Source organism: Aquabacter sp. DMC10 (assembly GCF_056314145.1).
Genome location: NZ_JBQUYX010000001.1, coordinates 761,630 through 781,408 on the forward strand (window position 1 = coordinate 761,630; position 19,779 = coordinate 781,408).

Here is a 19,779-nt window from a genome sequence, read left to right on the forward strand (position 1 = left end):
GAGCCGTCAGGCTGCGCCCATGAGTGCGGAGGAGGGAAAAATCAGGAGCGCCGCGCCCGCCAGGGCCACGCCATAGGGCAGCGAGGGCAAGGCGGACAGGCGCAGGCCCGCCAGCCGATGGCGCCACAGGCTGGCGGCCACCAGCCCCCCGCCCAGCAGGCCGCACACGAGGAGGAACAGCGGCACCTGCCCCGGATCAAGCCAGGGCACCACCGCGGCAGCAAGCTTGGCATCCCCCGCCCCCACCACGTCGGCGGCAAACAGCAGGAAGCCGACCCCCAGCACCCCCGCCCCCAGATAAAGGCGCAGCTTCAGGTCGGGCACCCCATGAAGGGCCGCCAGCAGGGCGAATCCCGCCACCAGGGCCAGCACCACCAGATTGGGAATCACCCGGCGGGCCAGATCGGTGGCGATGGTGGTGCACAGGGCCACCGGAAACAGGCCGAGCACCAGGACATCGCCGATGAGACTGGACGCGGGCATCGGCGCGTCAGTTTCCCGCCGCCGCGGCGGACGCCTTCAGGCGCACCAACGTAAAGCCGATCTGCGTGACCACGGTGATGATGGCCACCGACAGTCCGGCGGCGATCAGACCGTATTCGAGCGCGGTGGATCCGCGTTCTTCCTTCACGAAGCGGGACAAGAGAACCTTCATCGCGCACCTCGGCCGCCTCGGCGGCACATGTCTCCCCGCGGCCGAGGCCGCTCGATGGGAGGACGCTAGGGGGCGCCCCTTGCGGGCTGGTAAAGATCCGCCCATTGGGAAAAAAGGATGCTATTCAGCGTGCCCAATTCGTTAACGCGGCCGGGCGCGGCGGGCGTCCGGCCCCGCGGGAAGGCGCGGCCTGACGGCAAGGATATAGGGCGATCCGAGGGGGCGATGAACCGCCGGGCCGCCTCCCGCGCCCCTATTCCCCGCATTCCACCGGCACGGCGCGACGGGCGGGCCGGCGGTCGAGGGTGGCGGACAGGAGGCTCGCCAGCAGTGCCGCCACGGACAGTCCCACCGAGACGAACGGCAGTTCGCCATAGGGAATGCCATGGGTGATGGCCAGGGCGCCGATCCAGGCGCCGGTGGCATTGCCCAGGTTGAAGGCCCCCTGGTTAAGGGTGGAGGCCAGGTTGGGGGCCGCGGCGGCGGTGTCCACCACCCGCAATTGCAGCAGCGGCACCAGGGCGAAGGCCAGCACGCCCCAGATCACCAGCAGCACCAGAGCCGGCGCCGGCGACCGGGCGCCGGGCACCAGGGCGAGGAGCACCACCAGCAGTGCCAGGATGGTGCCGATGAGGGAGGGCATCAGCTTCCAGTCCGCCAGCCGCCCGCCCAGCATGTTGCCGGCGGTCAGCCCGATGCCGAACAGCAGCAGCGCGCCGGTGATGGCGGGCCGGGACAGTCCCGTCACCTCCCCCAGCAGCGGCGAGATATAGGTGAAGACGCAGAACAGGCTCGCCGAGCACAGCACCGAGATGAGCATGGCCAGCATCACCTGGCCGTTCCCCAGCACCCGGAACTCTTTGAGGATGCCGCCCTGCGCCATGGGCAGGCGGCCCGGCAGCAACACAATGAGGGCCGCCAGCGCCAGGATGCCGATGCCCGCCACCGCCCAGAAGGTGGCCCGCCAGCCCAGCCACTGGCCGAAGGCGGTACCCGCCGGCACGCCCAGCACATTGGCGATGGTGAGCCCGGCGAACACGAGGGCGATGGCCTGGGCCCGCTTTTCGTGCGGCACCAGTTCCGCCGCCACCACCGAGCCGATGCCGAAAAAGGCCGCGTGGCAGAAGGCGGTGACGATGCGCGCGCCCATGAGCAACCCGTAGGCCGGCGCCAGCGCGCACAGCACATTGCCGCCGATGAAGAGCGCCATCAGCCCCACCAAGGTGGCCTTGCGTGGCAGCGCGGCGGTCAGGATGGCCATGATGGGCGCCCCCACCACCACGCCCATGGCGTAGCCGGTGACGAGCAGGCCGGCGGCCGGAATTGAGACGCCGAGATCTTCCGCCACATGGGGCAGCAGCCCCATGACCACGAATTCCGTGGTGCCGATCCCGAAGGCTGCGACGGCGAGGGCGAGCAGGGATAGGGGCATGATCGACCGGATCAGATCAGGACGGCCCCCTCTTACGATGCCCGCTGCAATGCAGCAAGGCCCCTCCAGGTGGCACAAACGTGCTGCTTCCCTGCGTGATTTGCGGGCGATCCTCTGATTGAATGGCGCCGCCCTCAAGGACGATGCCATGCCGCTCCAGTTCAAGGACGACCTGTTCGATGCGCAATTCCTGCGCACCATCGGCCACACCTTCTATGGCGGCGCCGACATCGGCGAGTGCTTTGCGGTCGCCCGGCGCATCCCCAACGGCAATGTGGAGCGCTGGTACAGCGAATGGACCGCGCTGGCCCAACGTCTCTACGATGCCGGGCAGGCGAGCCTATTGGCCGGGCGCGGCGCCAGCGCCCGCGATGCCTTCCTGCGCGCCTCCAATTATTTCCGCACCGCCGCCATCTTCCTCCTGCAAGGCCCGCCGGACCCGCGCCTGAAGGAAGCCTATGAGCGCCAGCGGGAAGCCTTCGCCCGCGCCTGCGCCCTGATGCGCACACCGACGGACAGCGTGCGCATCCCCTTCGGCGACACCACCTTGCACGGCATTTTCCTGCGCCCTTCCGTCACCGACAAGCCGCGCCGCACCCTCATCATCACCGGGGGCTATGACGGCACGGCGGAGGAGTGCTTCTTCTACAGCGGAGCGGCAGCGCTTCAGCGGGGCTATAACGTGCTGGTCTTCGACGGGCCGGGCCAGGGCGAGGCGCTGATCCGCCACGGCATGACGCTGCGGCCGGACTGGGAGGCCGTCATCAAGCCGGTCATGGACTTCGTGCTCGCCCATGATCTGGTGGACCCCGACCAGGTGGTGCTGCTGGGCCTCAGCCTCGGCGGATACCTCGCCGCGCGGGGGGCGAGCAAAGAGCCGCGCCTGGCCGCCCTGGTGCTGGACCCCGGGCAATATTCCATCCTGGAGGAGGCCCGCGCTCGCCTGCCCGGCTTCATCGGCCGGCAGGTGCCCGATGGCAATGGTCTCGTCCTGTCCTTCCTCAACTGGCGCATGAAGCGGCTGATCGCCCATCCGACCGAAGGCTGGGCGCTGCGGCGGGGCATGTTCGTGAATGGGGCGGACAGCCCGCTCGCCTTCCTGAAATCCACCGCCGCCTACACTTTGGAGCACCTCGCCTCCGAGATCGCCTGCCCGACCATGGTGTGCTCTGCGGAAGGCGACGGCATCGGGGTCACCGCCAAGCGCCTGTTCGATGCGCTCACCTGCGTGAAGCGGCATGCGGTGTTCCAGACGGCGGATGGCGCGGGCGCCCATTGCGAGGCCGGCGCCCGCACGTCCTTCAACCGCGAGATGTTCGACTGGCTGGACGCCATCCTGGACCAGATCCAGGCGGGGTGAGCTCTTTTAGAGATCCACCACCAGCCGATCCGAGGCGGACAGCGCCACGCAGGCCACTAGCTTCCGCGCCCGGTCCGCCGGGCTTAGGATGCGGTCGCGATGGATGGGCGTGCCTTCCAGATAATCCACCTTGCAGGCGCCGCAAATGCCACCCCGGCAGACGCAGTCCAGCTTGATGCCGTCGGCCTCCAGGGCGTCCAGCATTGACAGGCCCGCCGGCACGTCGATGGACCGGCCGGAACGGGCGAGCACCAGGGTGTAGGGCCGCGCATCCGGGTCCACCACCAAGGGGGGCGGCACGAAGCGCTCCACATGCACCTGCCCCTCCGGCCAGCCTTCCGTCAGCGCCTCGAAGGCATCGGTGAGGCCCTGCGGTCCGCAACAATAGACGCGGCGGCCATCCGCCGGTGCGCCGATCAAAGCAGCGAGGTCCGGCCGGCCGGTAAGCGCTGTGTCGTGATGGACCACCCGCCCCGCCGCGACCAGACCCGCCAGGTCTTCGGCCAGGGGCGCCGCCCCGCGCGAGAGGAGATGGATCACGAAATCCGTGCGCCCCGCCTCCAGCAAAGCCGCGCCCGCCGACAAGAAGGGGGTAAGCCCGATGCCGCCGGCGACGAACACAAGTGGCGCGGACCCGGGGCCGCCCTCCAGGTCCAGCCCGCCGCGCGGCAGGCCGGCACCGATCTCCGTGCCCGGCCGCGCGTCATCGCACAGATAGAGCGAGCCGCCCCGCCCCTGCGGCTCCCGCTTCACGCCGATCACATAGCGGGCCTTGTCCGAGGGCGGGTTGAGCAGGGAATAGGTGCGCTTGTCCCCGCTCGGCAAGGTGAGGTCGATGTGGGCGCCGGGCCGGAAGGGCGGCAGGTCCCACCCCTCGGGATCGGTTAGCACCAGGCGGGTGATGTCGGGTCCGGCCGGCTCGGCCGCGCGGACCACCAGTCTGAGAAGCCGGGCCATCAGGAATTGCGCACCAGGTCGCCCACACGCACCACGCCGCCTTTGAGGATCTTGCAATTGAGCCCGGAGCGGTTGATGAGCGGATCGAAGATGGCCTTGCCGGTGATTTCCTCGATATGCCGGCACGGCACCGACAGGCGGGTCGCCTCCAAGAGCGTCTCGCCGAGCAGGAAGCGCCGGCCCACCAGATGGTTGAGCGGAACGCCCTCCACCGTCACATTGCGCCGGTGATCCTGCGGACCCAGCTCGATGCCGTGGTCGCGCTTCAGCGCCTCCAGGGTCTCGATCTCGAACAGGGTCACCTGCCGGCCTTCCTCGGGCCGCTCGGAATAGAAGCCCTCCTCCCGGCCGATCATGTAGCGATCGCCCTCGATGCCCTTGCCGGCGATGAGGGTGATCTCATCCACCGCCCGCATGGGCAGGAAGGCGCGGGCGGTGATGTGCAGGTGGCGCACGATGCCGGTGAAGGCGAGGATCGGCTCTGCGGGAGCGCGGGACAGGGTCTGGGTGAGCATGGTTCCTCCTTGAACACGGGTCCGCCGGGCCGGGGAACGGCCCGGCGGGTTGCCTCAGCTGATGTCCTTGCCGGCCGTCTCGGGGGCCTTGTAGGTGGCAAAGGCGGTGATGAGGGCGCACACGATCAGATAGATGGAGATCGGCCAGGTGGCCCCGCCGCTCCAGGTCATGAGGGAGGCGGCCACAAACGGGGTAAGGCCGCCGGAAATGGCCGCGCCGATCTGGAAGCCCAACGAGGCGCCGGAATAGCGCAGCCGCGCCGTGAACAGCTCCGAATAGAAGGGCGCGCCGATGCCGAACATCACCATCTGGCCGAAGGAGATGGCCACCACCACCGTGGCGGTGACGATCCAGGGGTCCTTGGTGTCGAGCAGCGTGAACATGGGGAAGGCAAAGCCCATGCAGAACAGGCAGCTCAGATAGAACATGGTCTTGCGGCCCCACTTGTCCGACAGCCAGCCGAAGAAGGGGATCGAGAACAAGGCGATGAAGGACGAGGCCATGACGCCGTTCAGAATGGTGGCGCGCGGCATGCCCAGTTTCTGGGTGGCGTAGGAGATGACGAAAACGCTGGCGATGGAGGCGTAGGAGATTTCGGCGATCTTCAGGCCCACGGCGGTGAAGAAGGGCTTGCGGTGATGGGCGAAGATTTCCAGCACCGGCATGCGCGCCACTTCCTGCTTGGCCTTCAGCTGGCGGAAGGCGGGCGTCTCTTCCAGGCGCAGGCGGATGAACAGGCCCACCGCGATGAGCAGGATGGACAGCAGGAAGGGAATGCGCCAGCCCCAGGTGATGAAGTCGCTCTCGGGCAATTGGGAGGCGACCGCGAAAATGCCGAGCGCGGCGAGATTGCCGATGGGATTGCCCACCTGCACCAGCGAGCCGAACAGGCCGCGCTTCTTGGGCGGTGCGTTCTCCACCACCATCAAGACCGCGCCGCCCCATTCGCCGCCAATGCCGATGCCCTGGAGGAAGCGCAGCAGAATCAGCAGGATAGGGGCGGCGATGCCGATCTGCTCATAGGTGGGCAGCAGGCCGATGCAGAAGGTGCCGAGCCCCATGATGATGATGGTAGAGGCCAGCATGGCCTTGCGGCCGTGCTTGTCGCCCAGATGGCCGAAAATGGCGGCGCCCAGCGGCCGGGCGAGGAAGCCCACCGCATAGGTGCCGAAGGCGGCGATGGTGGCGAGCGCGGGATCGCCCACCGGGAAGAACAGCTTGTTGAAGACCAGCGCCGTGGCCACCGCATAGATCAGGAAGTCGTACCACTCGACCGCCGTGCCGATGACCGAGGACCAGACGATGCGGCGCATGCTCGCGGACCCCACAGAGGGCGCGGTGACCGCCATTTGTTCGGTGATAGCCATTGGAAACCCCATCTGGAAGATTGTTGTGTGGGACGCAAACTCCCGGCCACCGTCCGGCTTCTGCGTCCGGGCGGCGTCAGGCTGACGCTGGAACAGAAAGAGGTGGCCGGGCGGTCAGCCCGGCAGGGCGGCGATGACGGCCACCTCCACCTTGATGGCGGGATTGGCGAGGCGGGCTTCCACGCAGGCCCGCGCCGGCGCCGCGCCGGCGGGTAGCCACGGGTCCCACACCGCGTTGAAGGCGGCGAAATCGCCAATGTCCGGCAGCCAGACATTGGCGGAGAGGATGCGGGCCTTGTCCGTCCCCGCCTCGGCGAGAATGGCGTCGATCTTGGCCAGCACTTCAGCCGCCTGGGCGCCGATGGGGGCCTCAAGGTCATCCGGCACCTGGCCGGAAACGAAGACGAAGCCGCCATGGACGGTGGCGGCCGAGAGGCGGGTGCCGGGTTTGATGCGGGTAATCATGGTTGGACCGGACCTCTCACGGTGTCAGGATGGGCGGGACACGCACTGTCATGCGCGCGACTTTCATGGCGGACGCCGACCTCCATTCGGGACCGGCGGCGGGGCGCTCGGGCGGCCCATGGCGGTGGTGTGGGTGCATCGAACCAAGTTTACTGACAGAAATCAACCGCCCAAAGTTCAACCAAACCCGCCGATGCCCGCGTTTTGGGCTTCAATGGGGGCATTTTCGTTGTATTCTCGGCGCAAACACACGGCTTGCCCAAACTTGGGTCGGCCGCTGCAAAAAATTTCCGCGAGTAAACAGGTTTACCTCTGGGCAGCCGATCCGGTGAGCCGATGGCGCGCTGGGGCCGGGGCATTCTGCGCCCACCCGCCGCGCCTTCGGTCAACAGACCGGCGCGACTTGAGCGGCGGTTGAAGCTATAAGACGGGCCAAGAGGATGGGCCAGGAAGACGGGCCAGGAAGACGGGCCAGGAAGACGGGCCAGGAAGATGCGCCAAGCGCAGGCGCTTGCCGCGGTTTAGACCGGCCCCCGGTTCAGGGGTCAAGGAAGGACGGATCAGGTGCTCGACATGTCCCGGGCCGACCGGCTCGGCCCCAATCTGAAGGAATTGCGGCTGGAGCGCGGGCTCACCCTCGACAAGCTGGCCGGCATGAGCAGCCTGACCCGGGGCTATCTCTCTTTGGTGGAGCGCGGCCTGAAGACGCCGTCCATCACCGCCCTCCTGCGGCTGGCCGATGCCCTCCAGGTGAACATCGCCCAATTGTTCGACATGAACGCCGCCCCGGCGCCCCGCTATACGCTCCACCGCGCCGCCGACCCGGACGTCTCCCCCATCGACGGCACCTTCGGCCTCACCCCGCTGGCGGCGGGCCGGTCGCGCAAGATGATGGAGCCCTTCCTCATGACCCCCTCCACCGGCCCGGCCACCAAGACCGGACCACGCTGGGCCCATGGGGGCGAGGAGATGCTGTTCGTGGTCTCCGGCCGCGTCTCGGTCAATCTGGGCGCCGAGGAGCTGGTGATGGAGAAGGGCGACTGCCTCTATTTCTCCGGCGAGATCAAGCACGAGGTGCGCAGCCTCGGCCGCCAGAAGGCGCAGGTGCTGGTGGTCATCGCCCTTCCCGCCGAAGAGGCCAAGCCCGCCTGACCTATGCCCGCGACAGCGCCACCACCGGGTCCAGTTGCGCGGCGCTCCGCGCCGGCAGGAAGCCGAAGGCGATGCCGATGAGGCTGGAGCACAGCACCGCCGCCACGATGGACGCCAGCGAATAGATGGGCGCGAAGGGCGAGCCCGCGAGGGCAAAGCCAAGCCCCACCGAGAGCGACAGGAGCACCCCCGTGACACCCCCTGTCAGGCACACCAGCACCGCCTCGATGAGGAATTGCTGGAGAATGTCGGACCGCCGCGCCCCCACCGCCATGCGCACCCCAATCTCCCCCACCCGCTCGGAGACCGACACCAGCATGATGTTCATCACCCCGATGCCGCCCACCAGCAGCGAGATGACGGCGATGGCGGCGATGAGAAGGGTCAGTGTCTGGGTGGTGGCGGTGATGGTCTGACGGATGTCGTCGGTGTTGAGGATGAAGAAGTCCTTGGTGCCGTGGCGCTTCAGCAGGAAGCGCGTGAGCGCCTGCTCGGCCAGGTCCATGGCCGCCTCGTCGCGCACCCGCACGGTGATGGAGCGCAGTGTCGGGCTGCCCAGGAAGCGCGTCTGCACCGCCGTATAGGGCAGATAGAGGGAGAGGTTCTGGCTGCCGCCGAAACCGGCCTGCTGGGGCTGCGTCACCCCCACCACCCGCACCGGCACGTCGCCCGCCAGGATCACCTTGCCCAAGGGATTGGTGCCGGGCGTGGCGAACAGGGTCTTGCGGGTGTTCTCGTCGATCACCGCTTCCAGCGCCCGGTCGCGCACGGCGCTGGCGTCGAAGAAGCGGCCGGACGCCAGCTTTGTGCCCTTGGCGGCGAAATAGCTCTCGCTCACGCCATTCACCAGCGCGCTTGCCTCCTTGGCGCCGTAGCGCAGCGTGCTGGAGGTGGAGACGGTGGGCGTCACCGCCGCCACGAAGGGCTGCTTGGCCAGTTCGTTGGCATCGGCCACCACGAGCGTGGTGATCTTGCCCGAGCGCATGTCGCCGAAATCCTTGCCGGCGAAGATTTCCAGCGTGTTGGTGCCCAGCGCCGAGATGTTGGCGAGCACCCTTTGGCGCGAGCCCTCGCCCAGCGCCACCACGCTCACCACCGAGGCGATGCCGATGATGATGCCCAGCATGGTCAGGAAGGTGCGCAGGCGATGGGCGTTCATGGAGAGCAGCGCCATGCGCAGCGCCTCCCCCACCCGGTCGAGCCGCGCCCGCCACAGATCGAGCGCGCGGGGCGCCGCCTCCGCCGCGGGAGCAGCAGGCGCGGCGTCCGCCACCGCCGGCCGGTTGGCGCGGTCGGCGATGATGACGCCGTCGGAAATCTCGATGATGCGCCGCGCCCGCGCCGCCACCTGCATGTCGTGGGTGACGATGATGATGGTGCGCCCGTCCCGGTTGAGGTCTTCCAGGATGCGGAGCACCTCCTCGCCGCTGGCGGTGTCGAGGGCGCCGGTGGGCTCGTCGGCGAGGATGACATTGGCATCATTCATCAGCGCGCGGGCGATGGAGACCCGCTGCTGCTGGCCGCCCGAAAGCTGGCTCGGCCGGTGGAACAGGCGCGCGCCCATGCCGAGCCGCTCCAGAAGGCGTTGCGCGCGGGCGAGACGGACGACGCTGGGGGTGCCGGCATAGACCGCCGGCATCTCCACATTGCCGAGCGCGGTCAATTCGGACAGCAGGTGATAGCGCTGGAAGATGAAGCCGAAATGCTCCCGCCGCAGCGCCGCCAGTTCGTCCGGATCGAGGCTGGAGGTCTCCCGCCCCGCGATCCGATAGCTGCCGGAACTGGGCCGATCGAGGCAACCAAGGATGTTCATTAGCGTGGACTTGCCCGAGCCCGAGGCACCGACAATGGCCACCATCTCGCCCGCCGAGATGGTCAGGTCCACGTCTTTCAGCACGCACAGCGTGCCCTCCCCCGCCGGGAACTCCCGACGCAGGCCTGACAGGACGATGAGCGGCGCATCCATGGTTCAGAACCCCATGGGGCTGGGCGGCCCGGAGCGGGTGGGGGTGGTCGCGGTCCGTTCCCCCGTCACCACGCGCTCGCCGAGGGTCAGGCCCGAGCGCACCTCCACCATGACCTTGTCATTGAGCCCGGTCTCTACCTGCCGGAGCGCGAGGGTGCCATCCGCCGCCAGCACCCGCACCGGATAGCGCCCATCGGCGGCGCGCGGCCCCAGGGCGGCGGCGGGAATGACCGGCACGTCGGCCGCGCTGCCGAGCACGATATGCACCTCGGCGGTCATATAGGTGCGCAGCCGGCCCTCCGGGTTCGGCACATCGAACACGCCGATATAATAGACGGCGGAGGAGGAGCTGGAGCTGGAGGTGGAACTGGAGGACGAACTGGTGGACGTGCTGAACGAACTGTCCGACACGATATTCTCCGGCGCCGGCTCGATGAAGCCGAGCCTGGCCTCGAAACGGCGGTCCGGCTCGCCCACGATGGTGAAGAAGAGCGGCTGGCCGGGCGACACCCTCACGATGTCCGCCTCCGAAATGTCCGCCCGCACGGTCATCACGTCCAACTGGCCGAGGATGACGATGGTGGGCGTGGTCTGGGCGGCATTCACCGTCTGGCCCTGCTGGCTGACGATGGCCAGCACCGTGCCATCCATGGGCGCGGTGATGCGGGTATAGCCCAGATTCGCCTCGGCGGTGGAAACAGCCACTTCCGCCTCGATGATCTGGGCATCCAGCGCCGCGATCTGGGCGGCGGTGGTCTTCACGCTGGCCTCCGCGCTCTCGAAATCCGCCTGCGACACCGCCCGCTGGGCGACCATGGTGCGCTGGCGGGCGAGCGTCTGGGCATTCAGGACCTGGGTGGCGAGCTTTTCCTCCCGCTGGGCCCGCACATTGGCGAGAGACGCCTTGGCCGTGCGCAGCGCGTTCTCCTGGGTGATGGAATCGATCTCCGCCACCAGGTCGCCCTTCGCCACCTTGTCGCCGAGGCGCACCTTCACGGAGGTCACCCGCCCGGAGGCCTGGGACCCCACCGCCACCAGGCGCGAAGGCTTCAGGATGCCGGTGGCGAGCACCGTCTCCTCGACGTTTCCCTTCATCACCTCCGCCGTCATGAAGCCGGCGGTGGGATCGGCGGCGAGCCGGCTCCGCAGCATCAGCCCGCCGGCCGCCAGCGCCATCAGGACGAGCACGATGAGAAGGAGCCGCCGTCGCCGGGGCGCACGCGCGGGCAGGTCACTGGCCATGGGTGGCGGGGTCCTTTGGCGGCAGGAAGTCGGGCCTGGCGAAGTGGGGGGCCATCTTGTCCACCACCTCCGGCCGGGAGGTGTCGACGAAGCCATCCCAGCCGCCGCCCAGCGCCTTGTTGAGGGCCACATAGTCGGTGGCGATGGCGACCTTGCTCTGGAGCAGGGAATCCTGCGCCGAATAAAGCGAGCGCTCCGCATCCAGCACGTCGAGGAAGCTGGTGGAGCCGCTTTCATAGAGCGCGCGGGCGAGGCGCGCCGCCTCGCCATAGGAAGCGGCGCTCTGGGTGAGCTTTTCCGCGCGCGCCCGCTCCTGGCGGAGCGCCACGGCGGCATTCTCCACATCCTCCAGCGCGGTGAGCACGGCGGACCGGTAGGTGATGAAGGATTGGTCGCGCTGGGCCTGGGTCACCTCCACCGCGGCCTGGAGTTGGCCGCCATTGAAGAGGGGAACCGTCAGGGACGGCCCGAAGGACCAGCTGATGGTGGAGCCCTTGGCGAGATCGCCGAGCTTGGTGCCGGTGGTGTTGATGGTGCCGGTGAGGCTGACGCTGGGATAGAGCGCCGCCTCCGCCTGGCCGATCAGGGCGGTGGACTGGGCGAGCTGCCGTTCCGCCTGCCGCACGTCCGGGCGGGTCGTGAGGATGGCTGCGGGCACGCCGAGGGGCTGGCGCGCGGGCGGGGCGGGAATGGGCGCGGTGGCCGCCAGCCGGGCGGACAGCGCGGTGGGCGGCTGGCCGGTGAGGACGCCGAGGCGATGCACCGCCTGGGCATAGGAGGTTTCAAGGGAGGGAATGTCGGCTTCCGTGCCTGCGGCGAGGCCCTCCGCATTGGACACATCCACCGCCGAGGCCCCGCCCGCGTCGAACTTGCGGCGGGTGAGCGCGGCGGTCTCCCGCTGGGTGGCGGCCGTGCGGCGGGCGAGCGCGGCCCTGGCCTGGTAGCCCCGCGCGGAGACATAATTGGAGGCGATGTCGCCGATGAGGGTCAGGAGGGTGGCGCGCAGTTCATCTTGCGCCGCCTGCTCGGCATAGAGCGCCGCCTCCGCGCCCCGGCGATTGGCGCCGAACAGGTCCAATTCCCAACTGGCATCGAAGCCGGCCTGAAACTGGGTATAGGGGCCGGAGACGGTGACATCCCCGCCGCCGCCCACATTGGAGCCGTCATCGCCGCGCGTGACGGTGCCGCTGCCGGTGAGACTGGGCAGGAGCGCGCCGAGGGACTGACGATAGGAGGCGCGGGCCTCCCGCACCCGCGCCTTGGCGGTGGCCACGTCCAGATTGCCGGCCACGGCCGCGTCGATGAGGGCGGAGAGGGTGGGATCGTTCAGCCGCCGCCACCATCGGGCAAGGTCGGGCACCGCCTCCACGCTCTTGGTTGGCGCGGCCTTTGATGGCGCGTGCGTCGTCGCCTCGCCCCATTGGGCGGGAACGGCGAGGGCCGGGGTCTCATAATCCGGCCCCACGGCACAGGCCGACAGGGCGCAGGCAAGGCCGAGGAGAAGGAGCGCTGCCGCCGCGCGCAGGCCCTGGCCGCGCCGGCCGGCCGGACGAGGCGCCCGTGGTGGGACCCATGGTGGGGCCAAAGAAAGGGCGAAGCGGGTCGAACGGGACGCGCAGACGGCCAGAAATCTCGGGACCACGCGTCTCGGCAAGGGACCATCCACAGGAGATCATGGCAGCCGGCCACAGCCGGCGTGAGCAGGCGCCGCGTGGATGTGCACCCGGCGGCCGATCCTGTGTGCCGCCCTGCCCGCTGTGAGGCAAAGGAAGAATTGTAAGATATTTCAGCCGTTTGTTGCTGAAGGTTTCGGCCAGACCGCAGGCCCCGGCGGGCGCTGGGGAAGGCGCTCAGGCCTCCGGGCCGGCGGGCGGGGCCAGTTCGCGGGAGAGCGCGGCCAGATGAGTGGCGGCGGCCTCGGTGGCGGCCTGCTCGATGGCGCGGTAGCGGGCGATGAGGGACAAGCCGAAGGGGGTGAGCACCGCCCCCCCGCCCCGCCGCCCGCCGGTCTGCGCCGTCACCACCGGCGTGCCGAACATGCTGTTCAGCTCCTCCACCAATTCCCAGGCCCGGCGATAGGACATGTCCATGGAGCGCCCGGCGGCGGAGATGGAGCCGAAGGCGGCGATCTTCTCCAACAATTCCACCTTGCCGGGTCCCACGCGCTGGCCGGGCGCGAGGTCGATGCGTACGCTCAAGGCCGCCATGGGTCCGCCTGGAAACGAGGAAGGACGCCCGACGGGCGCTCCGGTTCCGGGTCACTCTAGTGCACGCAGCAAGCCACGGGCAATGCGGCGCAAGGGGATAGCGCCCGAGGACGACGGGCGGCATGTGGCCCGGGACGGGCGACCACAAGGTCTTGCAAGGGCGCCCTCATCGGAGCCTGTGTGTCCCTCGCGTTCCCCAAGAAGGGCCGCACCCGTTCAGAGGCGGGCTTGCCGTCGTTATATCCAGATGGGTATAATGACAAACGCAAACCGGCAGCGAAAGTCAGGCACCATGGCGGGTCATTCGCACGTGCAGACGGATCACGTCTTCCACGCCCTCGCCCATCCGGCGCGGCGGGCGCTCATGGACCTGCTGCGGGAGGGGGACCGGGCGGAGGCAGAGCTTGGCCGCGCGCTGGACCTTGGCGGCGCGGAGTTGTCCGAGCATGTGGCCCGCCTGGCGCAGGCCGGCCTGGTGGAGCGGAAGGGCGATGCGCCGGACACGGCGCGCCTGTCCCTGGCGCCGGCGGCGCTCGGCCCGGTGGATGCCTGGCTCACCCCCTACCGGCCATTCAAGCTGGTGCGCATGGCCGATTTCCAGCGCCTCGTGGAAGCCGAGCGGCGCAACGGGCGGTAGGAGCCCTCACACGCACATGAGCGGGGCGCACAGGCGCGCGCGGGCGGCGGTGGCGGTGCCGGCGGCGCCGAGATAATCGATGCGGGCGCAGATCTGGTCGAGGATCGGGCGGGCCTTCTCCACGTCCTCCACGCTGCCGGCGGCAAAGCCCAGCATGCGGCCGGATTTCATCTCGCCCAGCGTGCCCAGCACCTGGCATTCCACGAAGGCGGCACCGGCCGCCTTGATGCGCGCGGCCCGGTCGGAGGCGCGGCCCGAGGGCACCTCGCCCATTTCCACCACCAGCTTGCCCGCCAAGGGCGCGGAGAGCAGGCCGCACGGGCCGTCATAGGCCTGCAGGCCGTCATGGGCCTCCAGGCGGGTGATGACCGCGTCGCACCGGTCCGCCAGCACGCAGGCGCCGCTCTCGCAGGCGCCCGCCGCGCGGGCACGGCCGCAGACCTCATCGGAATGCACCACCTCATGCCCCGCCGCCGACAGGCGGCAGGCCAGCGCCGCGCCGGTACGGGCGGGCGCCAGGATGGCGATGCGCAGGGCCGTTCGCCCGGCCGCACGCAGGGTCTCTTGCATGGCCTTCTCTCCCTGGCACCTCCCGGCGGCCCTCGGTCTGCGCCGAGGTTCCGCGTGCCATTCCATCCGGGCGCCGCCATGATGGCATGTGGCGTCCGGGATCAGTGTTCATCGGACCGCCCCGGGGCGCAAGCCCGAAGAAGGCCGCGCGCAAGTCCCCGGAAGCGAACGGCCTCAGTCGGCGGTCCAGCCGCCATCCACCAGCACGGACGAGCCGGTCATCAGCGAGGAGGCCTCGCTCGCCAGGAACAGGACCGCCCCCGTGAGATCCTCCACCTGGCCGAGGCGCCCCAACTTGATCTTGGTGAGCACGCTCTCCTTGAAGCCGGGCTGCTCCAGGAAGGGGCGGGTCATGGGGGTCTCGATGAAGGTGGGGGCGATGGCGTTCACGCGGACCTGGTGAGGGGCCAGATCCACCGCCATGGCCTTTGTGAGCCCCTCGATGGCCCATTTGGTGGAGCAATAGACCGAGCGCCGCGCCCCGCCCACCTGCCCCATCTGCGAGGAGGTGTGGATGATGGAGCCGCCCCGTCCCGCCTCCACCATGCCCCGCGCCACCACCTGGGCGACGAAGAAGGCGGCGCGGACATTGAGGTCGACGACGGCGTCGTAATCCTCCTCCGTCACGTCCAGGAAGGAGGCCGGCCGGTTGGCGCCGGCATTGTTGAAGAGCACGTCGAACGGGCCAGCGGCGCCGATCACCTCGCGCACGCGCGCCACGTCGGTCACGTCCAGGGCGAGCGCGGTCGCCTTCTGGCCACGGGCGCGGATGGCGGCGGCGGCCTCTTCGATCTCGCCGGCGGAGCGGGCGACGAGGGTCACGTCGGCGCCGGCATCGGCCAGCACGGCGGAGGCGGCAAGGCCGATGCCGCGCCCCGCGCCGGTCACCAGCGCGCGCTTGCCGGTCAGGTCGAAGGTCGGCTTCCTGGGCAGGTCCATGCCAGTCTCCTGAAGATGGGGGGACCGCGCCGGCCGGCGGCCGGGCGCGGGAATCGGAAGGCGCCCAACCCCTTACGGGATCGGGCGGGGCGATTGAAGCCTATCCGTGAAGGGGACCCGCGCGCTGGCCGCGCGGGAAACGGCGCCTATTCGGCCGCCGAGGCGTAGGGCACGTTGCGCCCGCCATAGCGGCGCACGCGCACATTGGCCTGCTCCGCATGGCCGGCAAAGCCCTCCAGCATGCACAGGCGCGAGCAATATTCGCCGATCATGGCCGACGCCTCGTCGGTGAGCACGCGCTGATAGGTGCAGGTCTTCAGGAACTTGCCCACCCACAGGCCGCCCGTATAGCGGGCCGACTTCAGGGTCGGCAGCGTGTGGTTGGTGCCGATCACCTTGTCGCCATAGGCCACATTGGTGCGCGGACCGAGGAACAGGGCGCCGTAATTGGTCATGTTGCGCAGGAAATAGTCCGGGTCCACCGTCATCACCTGCACATGCTCGGAGGCGATGCGGTCGGCTTCCGCCACCATCTCCTCATAGCTGTCGCAGACGATCACCTCGCCATAATCCGCCCATGCCTTGGCGGCGGTCTCGCCGGTGGGGAGGATGGCGAGGAGGCGTTCCACCTCGGCCATGGTCTCCTGCGCGAGCTTTCGCGAATTGGTGAGCAGGATGGCGGGGGAATTGGCGCCGTGCTCGGCCTGGCCCAAGAGATCGGTGGCGCACATTTCCGCGTCCACGCTCTCGTCGGCGATCACCAGCGTCTCGGTGGGGCCGGCGAAGAGGTCGATGCCCACGCGGCCATAAAGCTGGCGCTTGGCCTCGGCCACGAAGGCGTTGCCGGGACCCACCAGCATGTCCACCGGGGCGATGGAGGCGGTGCCCAGCGCCATGGCGCCCACCGCCTGGATGCCACCGAGGCAATAGATCTCGTCGGCGCCCGCCAGATGCTGGGCGGCAACGATGGCGGGAGCCGGCTTGCCCTGATAGGGCGGCGCGCAGGTGATGATGCGCTTCACCCCCGCCACCTTGGCGGTGATGACCGACATATGGGCGGAGGCGAGCAGCGGATACTTGCCGCCGGGCACGTAGCAGCCCACCGAATTGACCGGGATGTTCTTGTGCCCGAGCACCACGCCCGGCAGCGTCTCCACCTCGATGTCCACCATGGACTCGCGCTGGCGCTGGGCGAAATTGCGCACCTGCGTCTGGGCGAAGCGGATGTCGTCCAGATCGCGCGCGGTGAGCTGAGCAAGGCACGCCTCGATCTCGGCGTCGGAGAGGCGGAAATCCTCCCGGTCCCAGCCGTCGAACTTCACCGAAAGCTCGCGCACGGCGGCATCGCCCCGCGCCTCGATGTCGGCGAGGATGCCCTCCACCGTGGCGCGCACCTTCGCCTGGTCGTCCGCGCGCGCGGCGGCATCGCGGCCGCGCTTGAGAAATTCAGCCATGCTGGCGTCCTCCTGCCGGGCGTTTCGCCGGCCTTACTTGATGGCCTGCGGATTGATGGGCGAACCGGCGCCGCCGGGCAAGTGCATGGGCGGGGCGCAGAAGAAGAACTCATAGACCCCGTCGGCGGCGCAATCGGCGGCCAGGTCCTTCAGATAGAAGATCTCGCCCATGGAGATGCCGATGGCGGGAATGACCACCCAGTGCCAGGGCTGGTTGGCTTCGTCCGTCTCGTTGGGGCGCACCTCGCAGCCCCAGGTGTCCGAGCAGATGGCGGCAATGTCGGTCTCGCGGATCCAGTAGCAGGTCTCGAAAGCGAACCCCGGCGCGGCGCCGCCCGCATAGCCCGACCAGTCGCCCTTGGCGAGGCAGCGCTCCTGGTGGCCGGTGCGCACGATGACGAAATCGCCCTTGCGGATCTCCACCTTCTGGGCGGCGGCGGTGTCCTTCAGATCGGCGATGGTGATGGCATAGCCATCGTCCAGGCTGTCCACGCCCTTAAAGCGGGCCACGTCCAACAGCACGCCCCGGCCCACCATCTTGTCGCGCACATGCTCGATGCCAAGCTTCCTGGCGCCGCGCGCGTCCACGAGGCGGGCGTCATAGCCGTTGTACATCTTGTCATCGAGGAAGATGTGGCAGAGCGCGTCCCACTGGGTGGAGGCCTGGCAGGGCATGTTGATGGCGTCGTCCGCATAGCGAAGATACGGCGCGGGGGTGTCCTGGTTGCCGGCGGCGGCATCCGTGCCGGTGGCCAGCATGGTGTGGATGGGGTTCCACCGGCCGCCGAACAGGCCGGACTGGATGGGCTCCTTCAGCGACAGGCCGAGCGCGAAGGTCCGGCCCTTGCGGATGAGCTTGCCGGCATTGACGACATCCTCGGGCGAGACGTTGTTCAGCGTGCCGATCTGGTCGTCCGCCCCCCAGCGGCCCCAGTTGGAGAGCTTCTCGGCGGCTTCATAAATGGCGGCGCGATTGACCTTCACGGCGTCCTCCGAAATTTGTTATCGATCGATAAATACATGATGCTAGACTGAGCGCAAGCCCCGCGCCGGGGCGCCGTTCGAGGCCGCAAGGCTTCGGGGGGCGGCGATCAGGCGTCGAGGCCGCCGAACCCGCGCCGGTTGCATCCGGCGGGCGAAGCGGCTCTATGGACGGGCGGGATGGAACGGGGAGACGTGCGGGTGGCAGGCAAGAGGACGACGCCGGCAGAACCGGGCGAACAGGACCCCGCGGCCCCTCAGCTTCCTCGCCCGCGCGCCGAGCGCAAACGCCGCCTGCCCGCCGACGACCGGCGCCGGGACATTCTGGAAAAGTCCATCGCCTATTTCGCGCAAGTGGGCTTCGACGGCGGCACGCGGGAACTGGCCCGGCATCTGGGCACCACCCAGCCCTTGCTCTACCGCTACTTCCCCAACAAGGACGCGCTGATCCAGGAAATCTACAAGGTGGTCTATCTCGACCAGTGGCGCCCCGCCTGGGACGCTTTGCTGGAGGACCGCACCCGCCCGCTGCGCGAGCGGCTCCAGGCCTTCTATGAGGACTATACGGACGTCATCCTTACCCCCCAGTGGATGCGCATCTATTTCTTCGCCGGCCTGAAGGGCGTGCCCATCAATGAGCGCTATCTGGCTCTGGTGGAAGAACGCGTCCTGTCGCGCATCATCCGGGAGTTCCACCATGATTGCGGCCTGCCGGTGCCCGCCACGGTCACGCCCGAGGACCTGGAGATCGCCTGGGACCTCCAGGGGGGCATCTTCTATTATGGCGTGCGCAAATATGTGTATCGCTCGCCCGTCCATGTGGAGAAGCCGGCCATGATCTCCCAGGCCCTAGACGTATTTTTTGCCGGCTACAAGGAAGTCCTTTCCCGGCGCAACGGCCTTTAGAGCCGGGCTGAACCCGTCTCTATTCCATAAGTGAGAGTGCGCCGCCCCGGCGCAACGGCCGGCCCTCAGTCCTTCCGGCACATGTCCTTCAGCACGCCGAACACCGCCGCCGTATCCTCCTGGTTCCGGCCGGCGGCCAGCGCCGCCACATAATAAGGCACCGCCGCCGCCATGAGCGGGATGGGCGCCTTCACCTCCTTGGCAAAGTCCGAGATGAGGGTGAGGTCCTTGAGATAGACCTCCATCTTCATGGTGGCCGGCTCGTAGCACTCCGCGATCATCATGGGACCGCGCACCTCGAACATGCGGGACGTGCCAGCGCCGTCGCGGATGGCCTCGAACACCATGGCCAGGTCGAGGCCCGACGCCTGCGCCAGCAACAGCGCCTCGGCGGCGGCCAAATTATGGATGGTCACCAGATGGTTGGCCACGAACTTCATCTTGGTGCCGGCGCCGAAGGGTCCCACATAGCGGGTGTTGCGGGAAAAGCCGTCGAAGATGGGCCGCAGCCGCGTCACCGTCGCCTCGTCGCCGGAGGCATACAGCACCAGATCCCCCACCGCCGCCTGGGCGCCGGTGCCGCTGACCGGGCAATCCAGCACGGTCGCACCCTTGGGCGCCAGCAGGTCGCGGCAGGCCTCCTTTGCCTTCAGGGGGAAGGTGCTCATTTCCACCACCACGGTGCCCGGCCGAATGGCCTGGACGAGGCCGTCGGGGCCGCCGCACACGTGTTCGAGCGCGTCCACCGCGGGCAGCGCCACGAGGATGGTCTCCGCCGCCGCGGCAATGGCCGCCGGCGTCGGCGCCACAGTGCCGCCGGCCTCCGCCAGCGCCGCCCGGGCGGCCGGCGCCACATCGCAGCCGATCACGGGAAACCCCGCCGCCAGCAGGTTGCGGGCATAGGCAAGGCCCATGATCCCAAGGCCCACAAGGCCGACGAGGGGCTTTGGCGCCGCATCCGACATGGCAATGC

At 68.9% G+C, this 19,779-nt stretch carries 20 protein-coding genes; 4 read left to right on the plus strand and 16 right to left on the minus strand.

Annotation, left to right across the window (positions count from 1 at the left end; translation table 11 throughout):
• Window positions 1-6: 6 nt before the first annotated feature.
• The 3 genes from ACT54L_RS03425 to ACT54L_RS03435 form a co-directional block, all read right to left on the minus strand.
• Window positions 7-483 carry an A24 family peptidase gene (locus ACT54L_RS03425; RefSeq protein WP_476084129.1) on the minus strand — a complete coding sequence of 159 codons (477 nt, stop codon included), beginning with the start codon at window positions 481-483 and terminating at the stop codon, window positions 7-9.
• A 7-nt stretch (window positions 484-490) separates the two neighbouring features.
• On the minus strand, window positions 491-655 hold the full coding sequence (locus ACT54L_RS03430) for a Flp family type IVb pilin (RefSeq protein ID WP_476084130.1): 165 nt from the start codon (window positions 653-655) through the stop codon (window positions 491-493).
• A 253-nt stretch (window positions 656-908) separates the two neighbouring features.
• A complete protein-coding gene (locus tag ACT54L_RS03435) occupies window positions 909-2,087 on the minus strand; it encodes an MFS transporter (RefSeq protein ID WP_476084131.1) in 1,179 nt (392 codons plus the stop codon).
• Between the two features lie 148 nt (window positions 2,088-2,235).
• Here ACT54L_RS03435 and ACT54L_RS03440 point away from each other — a divergent pair, with 148 nt between their 5' ends.
• Entirely contained in the window at window positions 2,236-3,447 is a 1,212-nt protein-coding gene (locus ACT54L_RS03440) for an alpha/beta fold hydrolase (protein ID WP_476084132.1), read from the plus strand.
• Between the two features lie 6 nt (window positions 3,448-3,453).
• Here the strand turns inward: ACT54L_RS03440 and ACT54L_RS03445 are convergent, their stop codons facing one another.
• The 4 genes from ACT54L_RS03445 to ACT54L_RS03460 form a co-directional block, all read right to left on the minus strand.
• On the minus strand, window positions 3,454-4,404 hold the full coding sequence (locus tag ACT54L_RS03445; protein ID WP_476084133.1) for a PDR/VanB family oxidoreductase: 951 nt from the start codon (window positions 4,402-4,404) through the stop codon (window positions 3,454-3,456).
• A complete protein-coding gene (locus ACT54L_RS03450; RefSeq protein ID WP_476084134.1) occupies window positions 4,404-4,919 on the minus strand; it encodes an MOSC domain-containing protein in 516 nt (171 codons plus the stop codon). Before ACT54L_RS03450 ends, ACT54L_RS03445 begins: the two co-directional genes overlap by 1 nt.
• A gap of 54 nt (window positions 4,920-4,973) precedes the next feature.
• Complete coding sequence (locus ACT54L_RS03455) at window positions 4,974-6,287, minus strand: MFS transporter (protein ID WP_476084135.1); 1,314 nt, start codon at window positions 6,285-6,287, stop codon at window positions 4,974-4,976.
• 114 nt (window positions 6,288-6,401) lie between these two features.
• Window positions 6,402-6,752 (minus strand): RidA family protein, encoded by a 351-nt coding sequence (locus ACT54L_RS03460; RefSeq protein ID WP_476084136.1) that lies wholly within the window; start codon window positions 6,750-6,752, stop codon window positions 6,402-6,404.
• Window positions 6,753-7,325: 573 nt separating this feature from the next.
• Here ACT54L_RS03460 and ACT54L_RS03465 point away from each other — a divergent pair.
• Window positions 7,326-7,904, plus strand: coding sequence for a helix-turn-helix domain-containing protein (locus tag ACT54L_RS03465; RefSeq protein ID WP_476084407.1), 579 nt, complete (start codon window positions 7,326-7,328; stop codon window positions 7,902-7,904).
• Between the two features lies 1 nt (window position 7,905).
• Here the strand turns inward: ACT54L_RS03465 and ACT54L_RS03470 are convergent, their stop codons facing one another.
• The 4 genes from ACT54L_RS03470 to ACT54L_RS03485 all read right to left on the minus strand — a co-directional run bounded on the left by ACT54L_RS03470 (window position 7,906) and on the right by ACT54L_RS03485 (window position 13,319).
• Entirely contained in the window at window positions 7,906-9,870 is a 1,965-nt protein-coding gene (locus ACT54L_RS03470; protein WP_476084137.1) for a MacB family efflux pump subunit, read from the minus strand.
• A 3-nt stretch (window positions 9,871-9,873) separates the two neighbouring features.
• A complete protein-coding gene (locus ACT54L_RS03475; protein ID WP_476084138.1) occupies window positions 9,874-11,112 on the minus strand; it encodes an efflux RND transporter periplasmic adaptor subunit in 1,239 nt (412 codons plus the stop codon).
• Window positions 11,102-12,577: an efflux transporter outer membrane subunit gene (locus tag ACT54L_RS03480; RefSeq protein ID WP_476084139.1), complete on the minus strand. Its 1,476-nt coding sequence runs from the start codon at window positions 12,575-12,577 to the stop codon at window positions 11,102-11,104. The genes ACT54L_RS03475 and ACT54L_RS03480 overlap by 11 nt, the downstream gene beginning before the upstream one ends.
• Window positions 12,578-12,962: 385 nt before the next feature.
• Window positions 12,963-13,319 carry a winged helix-turn-helix domain-containing protein gene (locus ACT54L_RS03485; protein ID WP_476084140.1) on the minus strand — a complete coding sequence of 119 codons (357 nt, stop codon included), beginning with the start codon at window positions 13,317-13,319 and terminating at the stop codon, window positions 12,963-12,965.
• 292 nt (window positions 13,320-13,611) lie between these two features.
• On the opposite strand from ACT54L_RS03485, the gene ACT54L_RS03490 reads away from it, so the two are divergent.
• Window positions 13,612-13,956, plus strand: a complete 345-nt coding sequence (locus ACT54L_RS03490) for an ArsR/SmtB family transcription factor (protein ID WP_476084141.1) — start codon at window positions 13,612-13,614, stop codon at window positions 13,954-13,956.
• A 6-nt stretch (window positions 13,957-13,962) separates the two neighbouring features.
• Here ACT54L_RS03490 and ACT54L_RS03495 read toward each other — a convergent pair whose 3' ends face one another.
• From ACT54L_RS03495 to ACT54L_RS03510, 4 genes are all read right to left on the minus strand, one after another.
• On the minus strand, window positions 13,963-14,526 hold the full coding sequence (locus ACT54L_RS03495) for an NAD(P)-binding domain-containing protein (RefSeq protein WP_476084142.1): 564 nt from the start codon (window positions 14,524-14,526) through the stop codon (window positions 13,963-13,965).
• Between the two features lie 174 nt (window positions 14,527-14,700).
• Window positions 14,701-15,465, minus strand: a complete 765-nt coding sequence (locus ACT54L_RS03500; RefSeq protein ID WP_476084143.1) for an SDR family NAD(P)-dependent oxidoreductase — start codon at window positions 15,463-15,465, stop codon at window positions 14,701-14,703.
• Between the two features lie 146 nt (window positions 15,466-15,611).
• On the minus strand, window positions 15,612-16,919 hold the full coding sequence (gene hisD / locus ACT54L_RS03505; protein WP_274776362.1) for a histidinol dehydrogenase: 1,308 nt from the start codon (window positions 16,917-16,919) through the stop codon (window positions 15,612-15,614).
• A gap of 33 nt (window positions 16,920-16,952) precedes the next feature.
• Window positions 16,953-17,903 (minus strand): cyclase family protein, encoded by a 951-nt coding sequence (locus ACT54L_RS03510; RefSeq protein ID WP_476084144.1) that lies wholly within the window; start codon window positions 17,901-17,903, stop codon window positions 16,953-16,955.
• Between the two features lie 177 nt (window positions 17,904-18,080).
• On the opposite strand from ACT54L_RS03510, the gene ACT54L_RS03515 reads away from it, so the two are divergent.
• Window positions 18,081-18,806 (plus strand): TetR/AcrR family transcriptional regulator, encoded by a 726-nt coding sequence (locus ACT54L_RS03515; RefSeq protein WP_476084145.1) that lies wholly within the window; start codon window positions 18,081-18,083, stop codon window positions 18,804-18,806.
• Window positions 18,807-18,871: 65 nt separating this feature from the next.
• Here the strand turns inward: ACT54L_RS03515 and ACT54L_RS03520 are convergent, their stop codons facing one another.
• Complete coding sequence (locus tag ACT54L_RS03520) at window positions 18,872-19,771, minus strand: NAD(P)-dependent oxidoreductase (RefSeq protein ID WP_476084146.1); 900 nt, start codon at window positions 19,769-19,771, stop codon at window positions 18,872-18,874.
• Window positions 19,772-19,779 lie beyond the last annotated feature (8 nt).

Coding starts and splice junctions, on each gene's coding strand:
- ACT54L_RS03440 (WP_476084132.1), top strand. CDS start 2,236: ATGCCGCTCCAGTTCAAGGACGACCTGTTCGATGCGCAATTCCTGCGC.
- ACT54L_RS03445 (WP_476084133.1), bottom strand. CDS start 4,404: ATGGCCCGGCTTCTCAGACTGGTGGTCCGCGCGGCCGAGCCGGCCGGA.
- ACT54L_RS03430 (WP_476084130.1), bottom strand. CDS start 655: ATGAAGGTTCTCTTGTCCCGCTTCGTGAAGGAAGAACGCGGATCCACC.
- ACT54L_RS03470 (WP_476084137.1), bottom strand. CDS start 9,870: ATGGATGCGCCGCTCATCGTCCTGTCAGGCCTGCGTCGGGAGTTCCCG.
- ACT54L_RS03475 (WP_476084138.1), bottom strand. CDS start 11,112: ATGGCCAGTGACCTGCCCGCGCGTGCGCCCCGGCGACGGCGGCTCCTT.
- ACT54L_RS03425 (WP_476084129.1), bottom strand. CDS start 483: ATGCCCGCGTCCAGTCTCATCGGCGATGTCCTGGTGCTCGGCCTGTTT.
- hisD (WP_274776362.1), bottom strand. CDS start 16,919: ATGGCTGAATTTCTCAAGCGCGGCCGCGATGCCGCCGCGCGCGCGGAC.
- ACT54L_RS03485 (WP_476084140.1), bottom strand. CDS start 13,319: ATGGCGGCCTTGAGCGTACGCATCGACCTCGCGCCCGGCCAGCGCGTG.
- ACT54L_RS03490 (WP_476084141.1), top strand. CDS start 13,612: ATGGCGGGTCATTCGCACGTGCAGACGGATCACGTCTTCCACGCCCTC.
- ACT54L_RS03500 (WP_476084143.1), bottom strand. CDS start 15,465: ATGGACCTGCCCAGGAAGCCGACCTTCGACCTGACCGGCAAGCGCGCG.
- ACT54L_RS03460 (WP_476084136.1), bottom strand. CDS start 6,752: ATGATTACCCGCATCAAACCCGGCACCCGCCTCTCGGCCGCCACCGTC.
- ACT54L_RS03520 (WP_476084146.1), bottom strand. CDS start 19,771: ATGTCGGATGCGGCGCCAAAGCCCCTCGTCGGCCTTGTGGGCCTTGGG.
- ACT54L_RS03435 (WP_476084131.1), bottom strand. CDS start 2,087: ATGCCCCTATCCCTGCTCGCCCTCGCCGTCGCAGCCTTCGGGATCGGC.
- ACT54L_RS03465 (WP_476084407.1), top strand. CDS start 7,326: ATGTCCCGGGCCGACCGGCTCGGCCCCAATCTGAAGGAATTGCGGCTG.
- ACT54L_RS03450 (WP_476084134.1), bottom strand. CDS start 4,919: ATGCTCACCCAGACCCTGTCCCGCGCTCCCGCAGAGCCGATCCTCGCC.
- ACT54L_RS03455 (WP_476084135.1), bottom strand. CDS start 6,287: ATGGCTATCACCGAACAAATGGCGGTCACCGCGCCCTCTGTGGGGTCC.
- ACT54L_RS03495 (WP_476084142.1), bottom strand. CDS start 14,526: ATGCAAGAGACCCTGCGTGCGGCCGGGCGAACGGCCCTGCGCATCGCC.
- ACT54L_RS03515 (WP_476084145.1), top strand. CDS start 18,081: ATGGAACGGGGAGACGTGCGGGTGGCAGGCAAGAGGACGACGCCGGCA.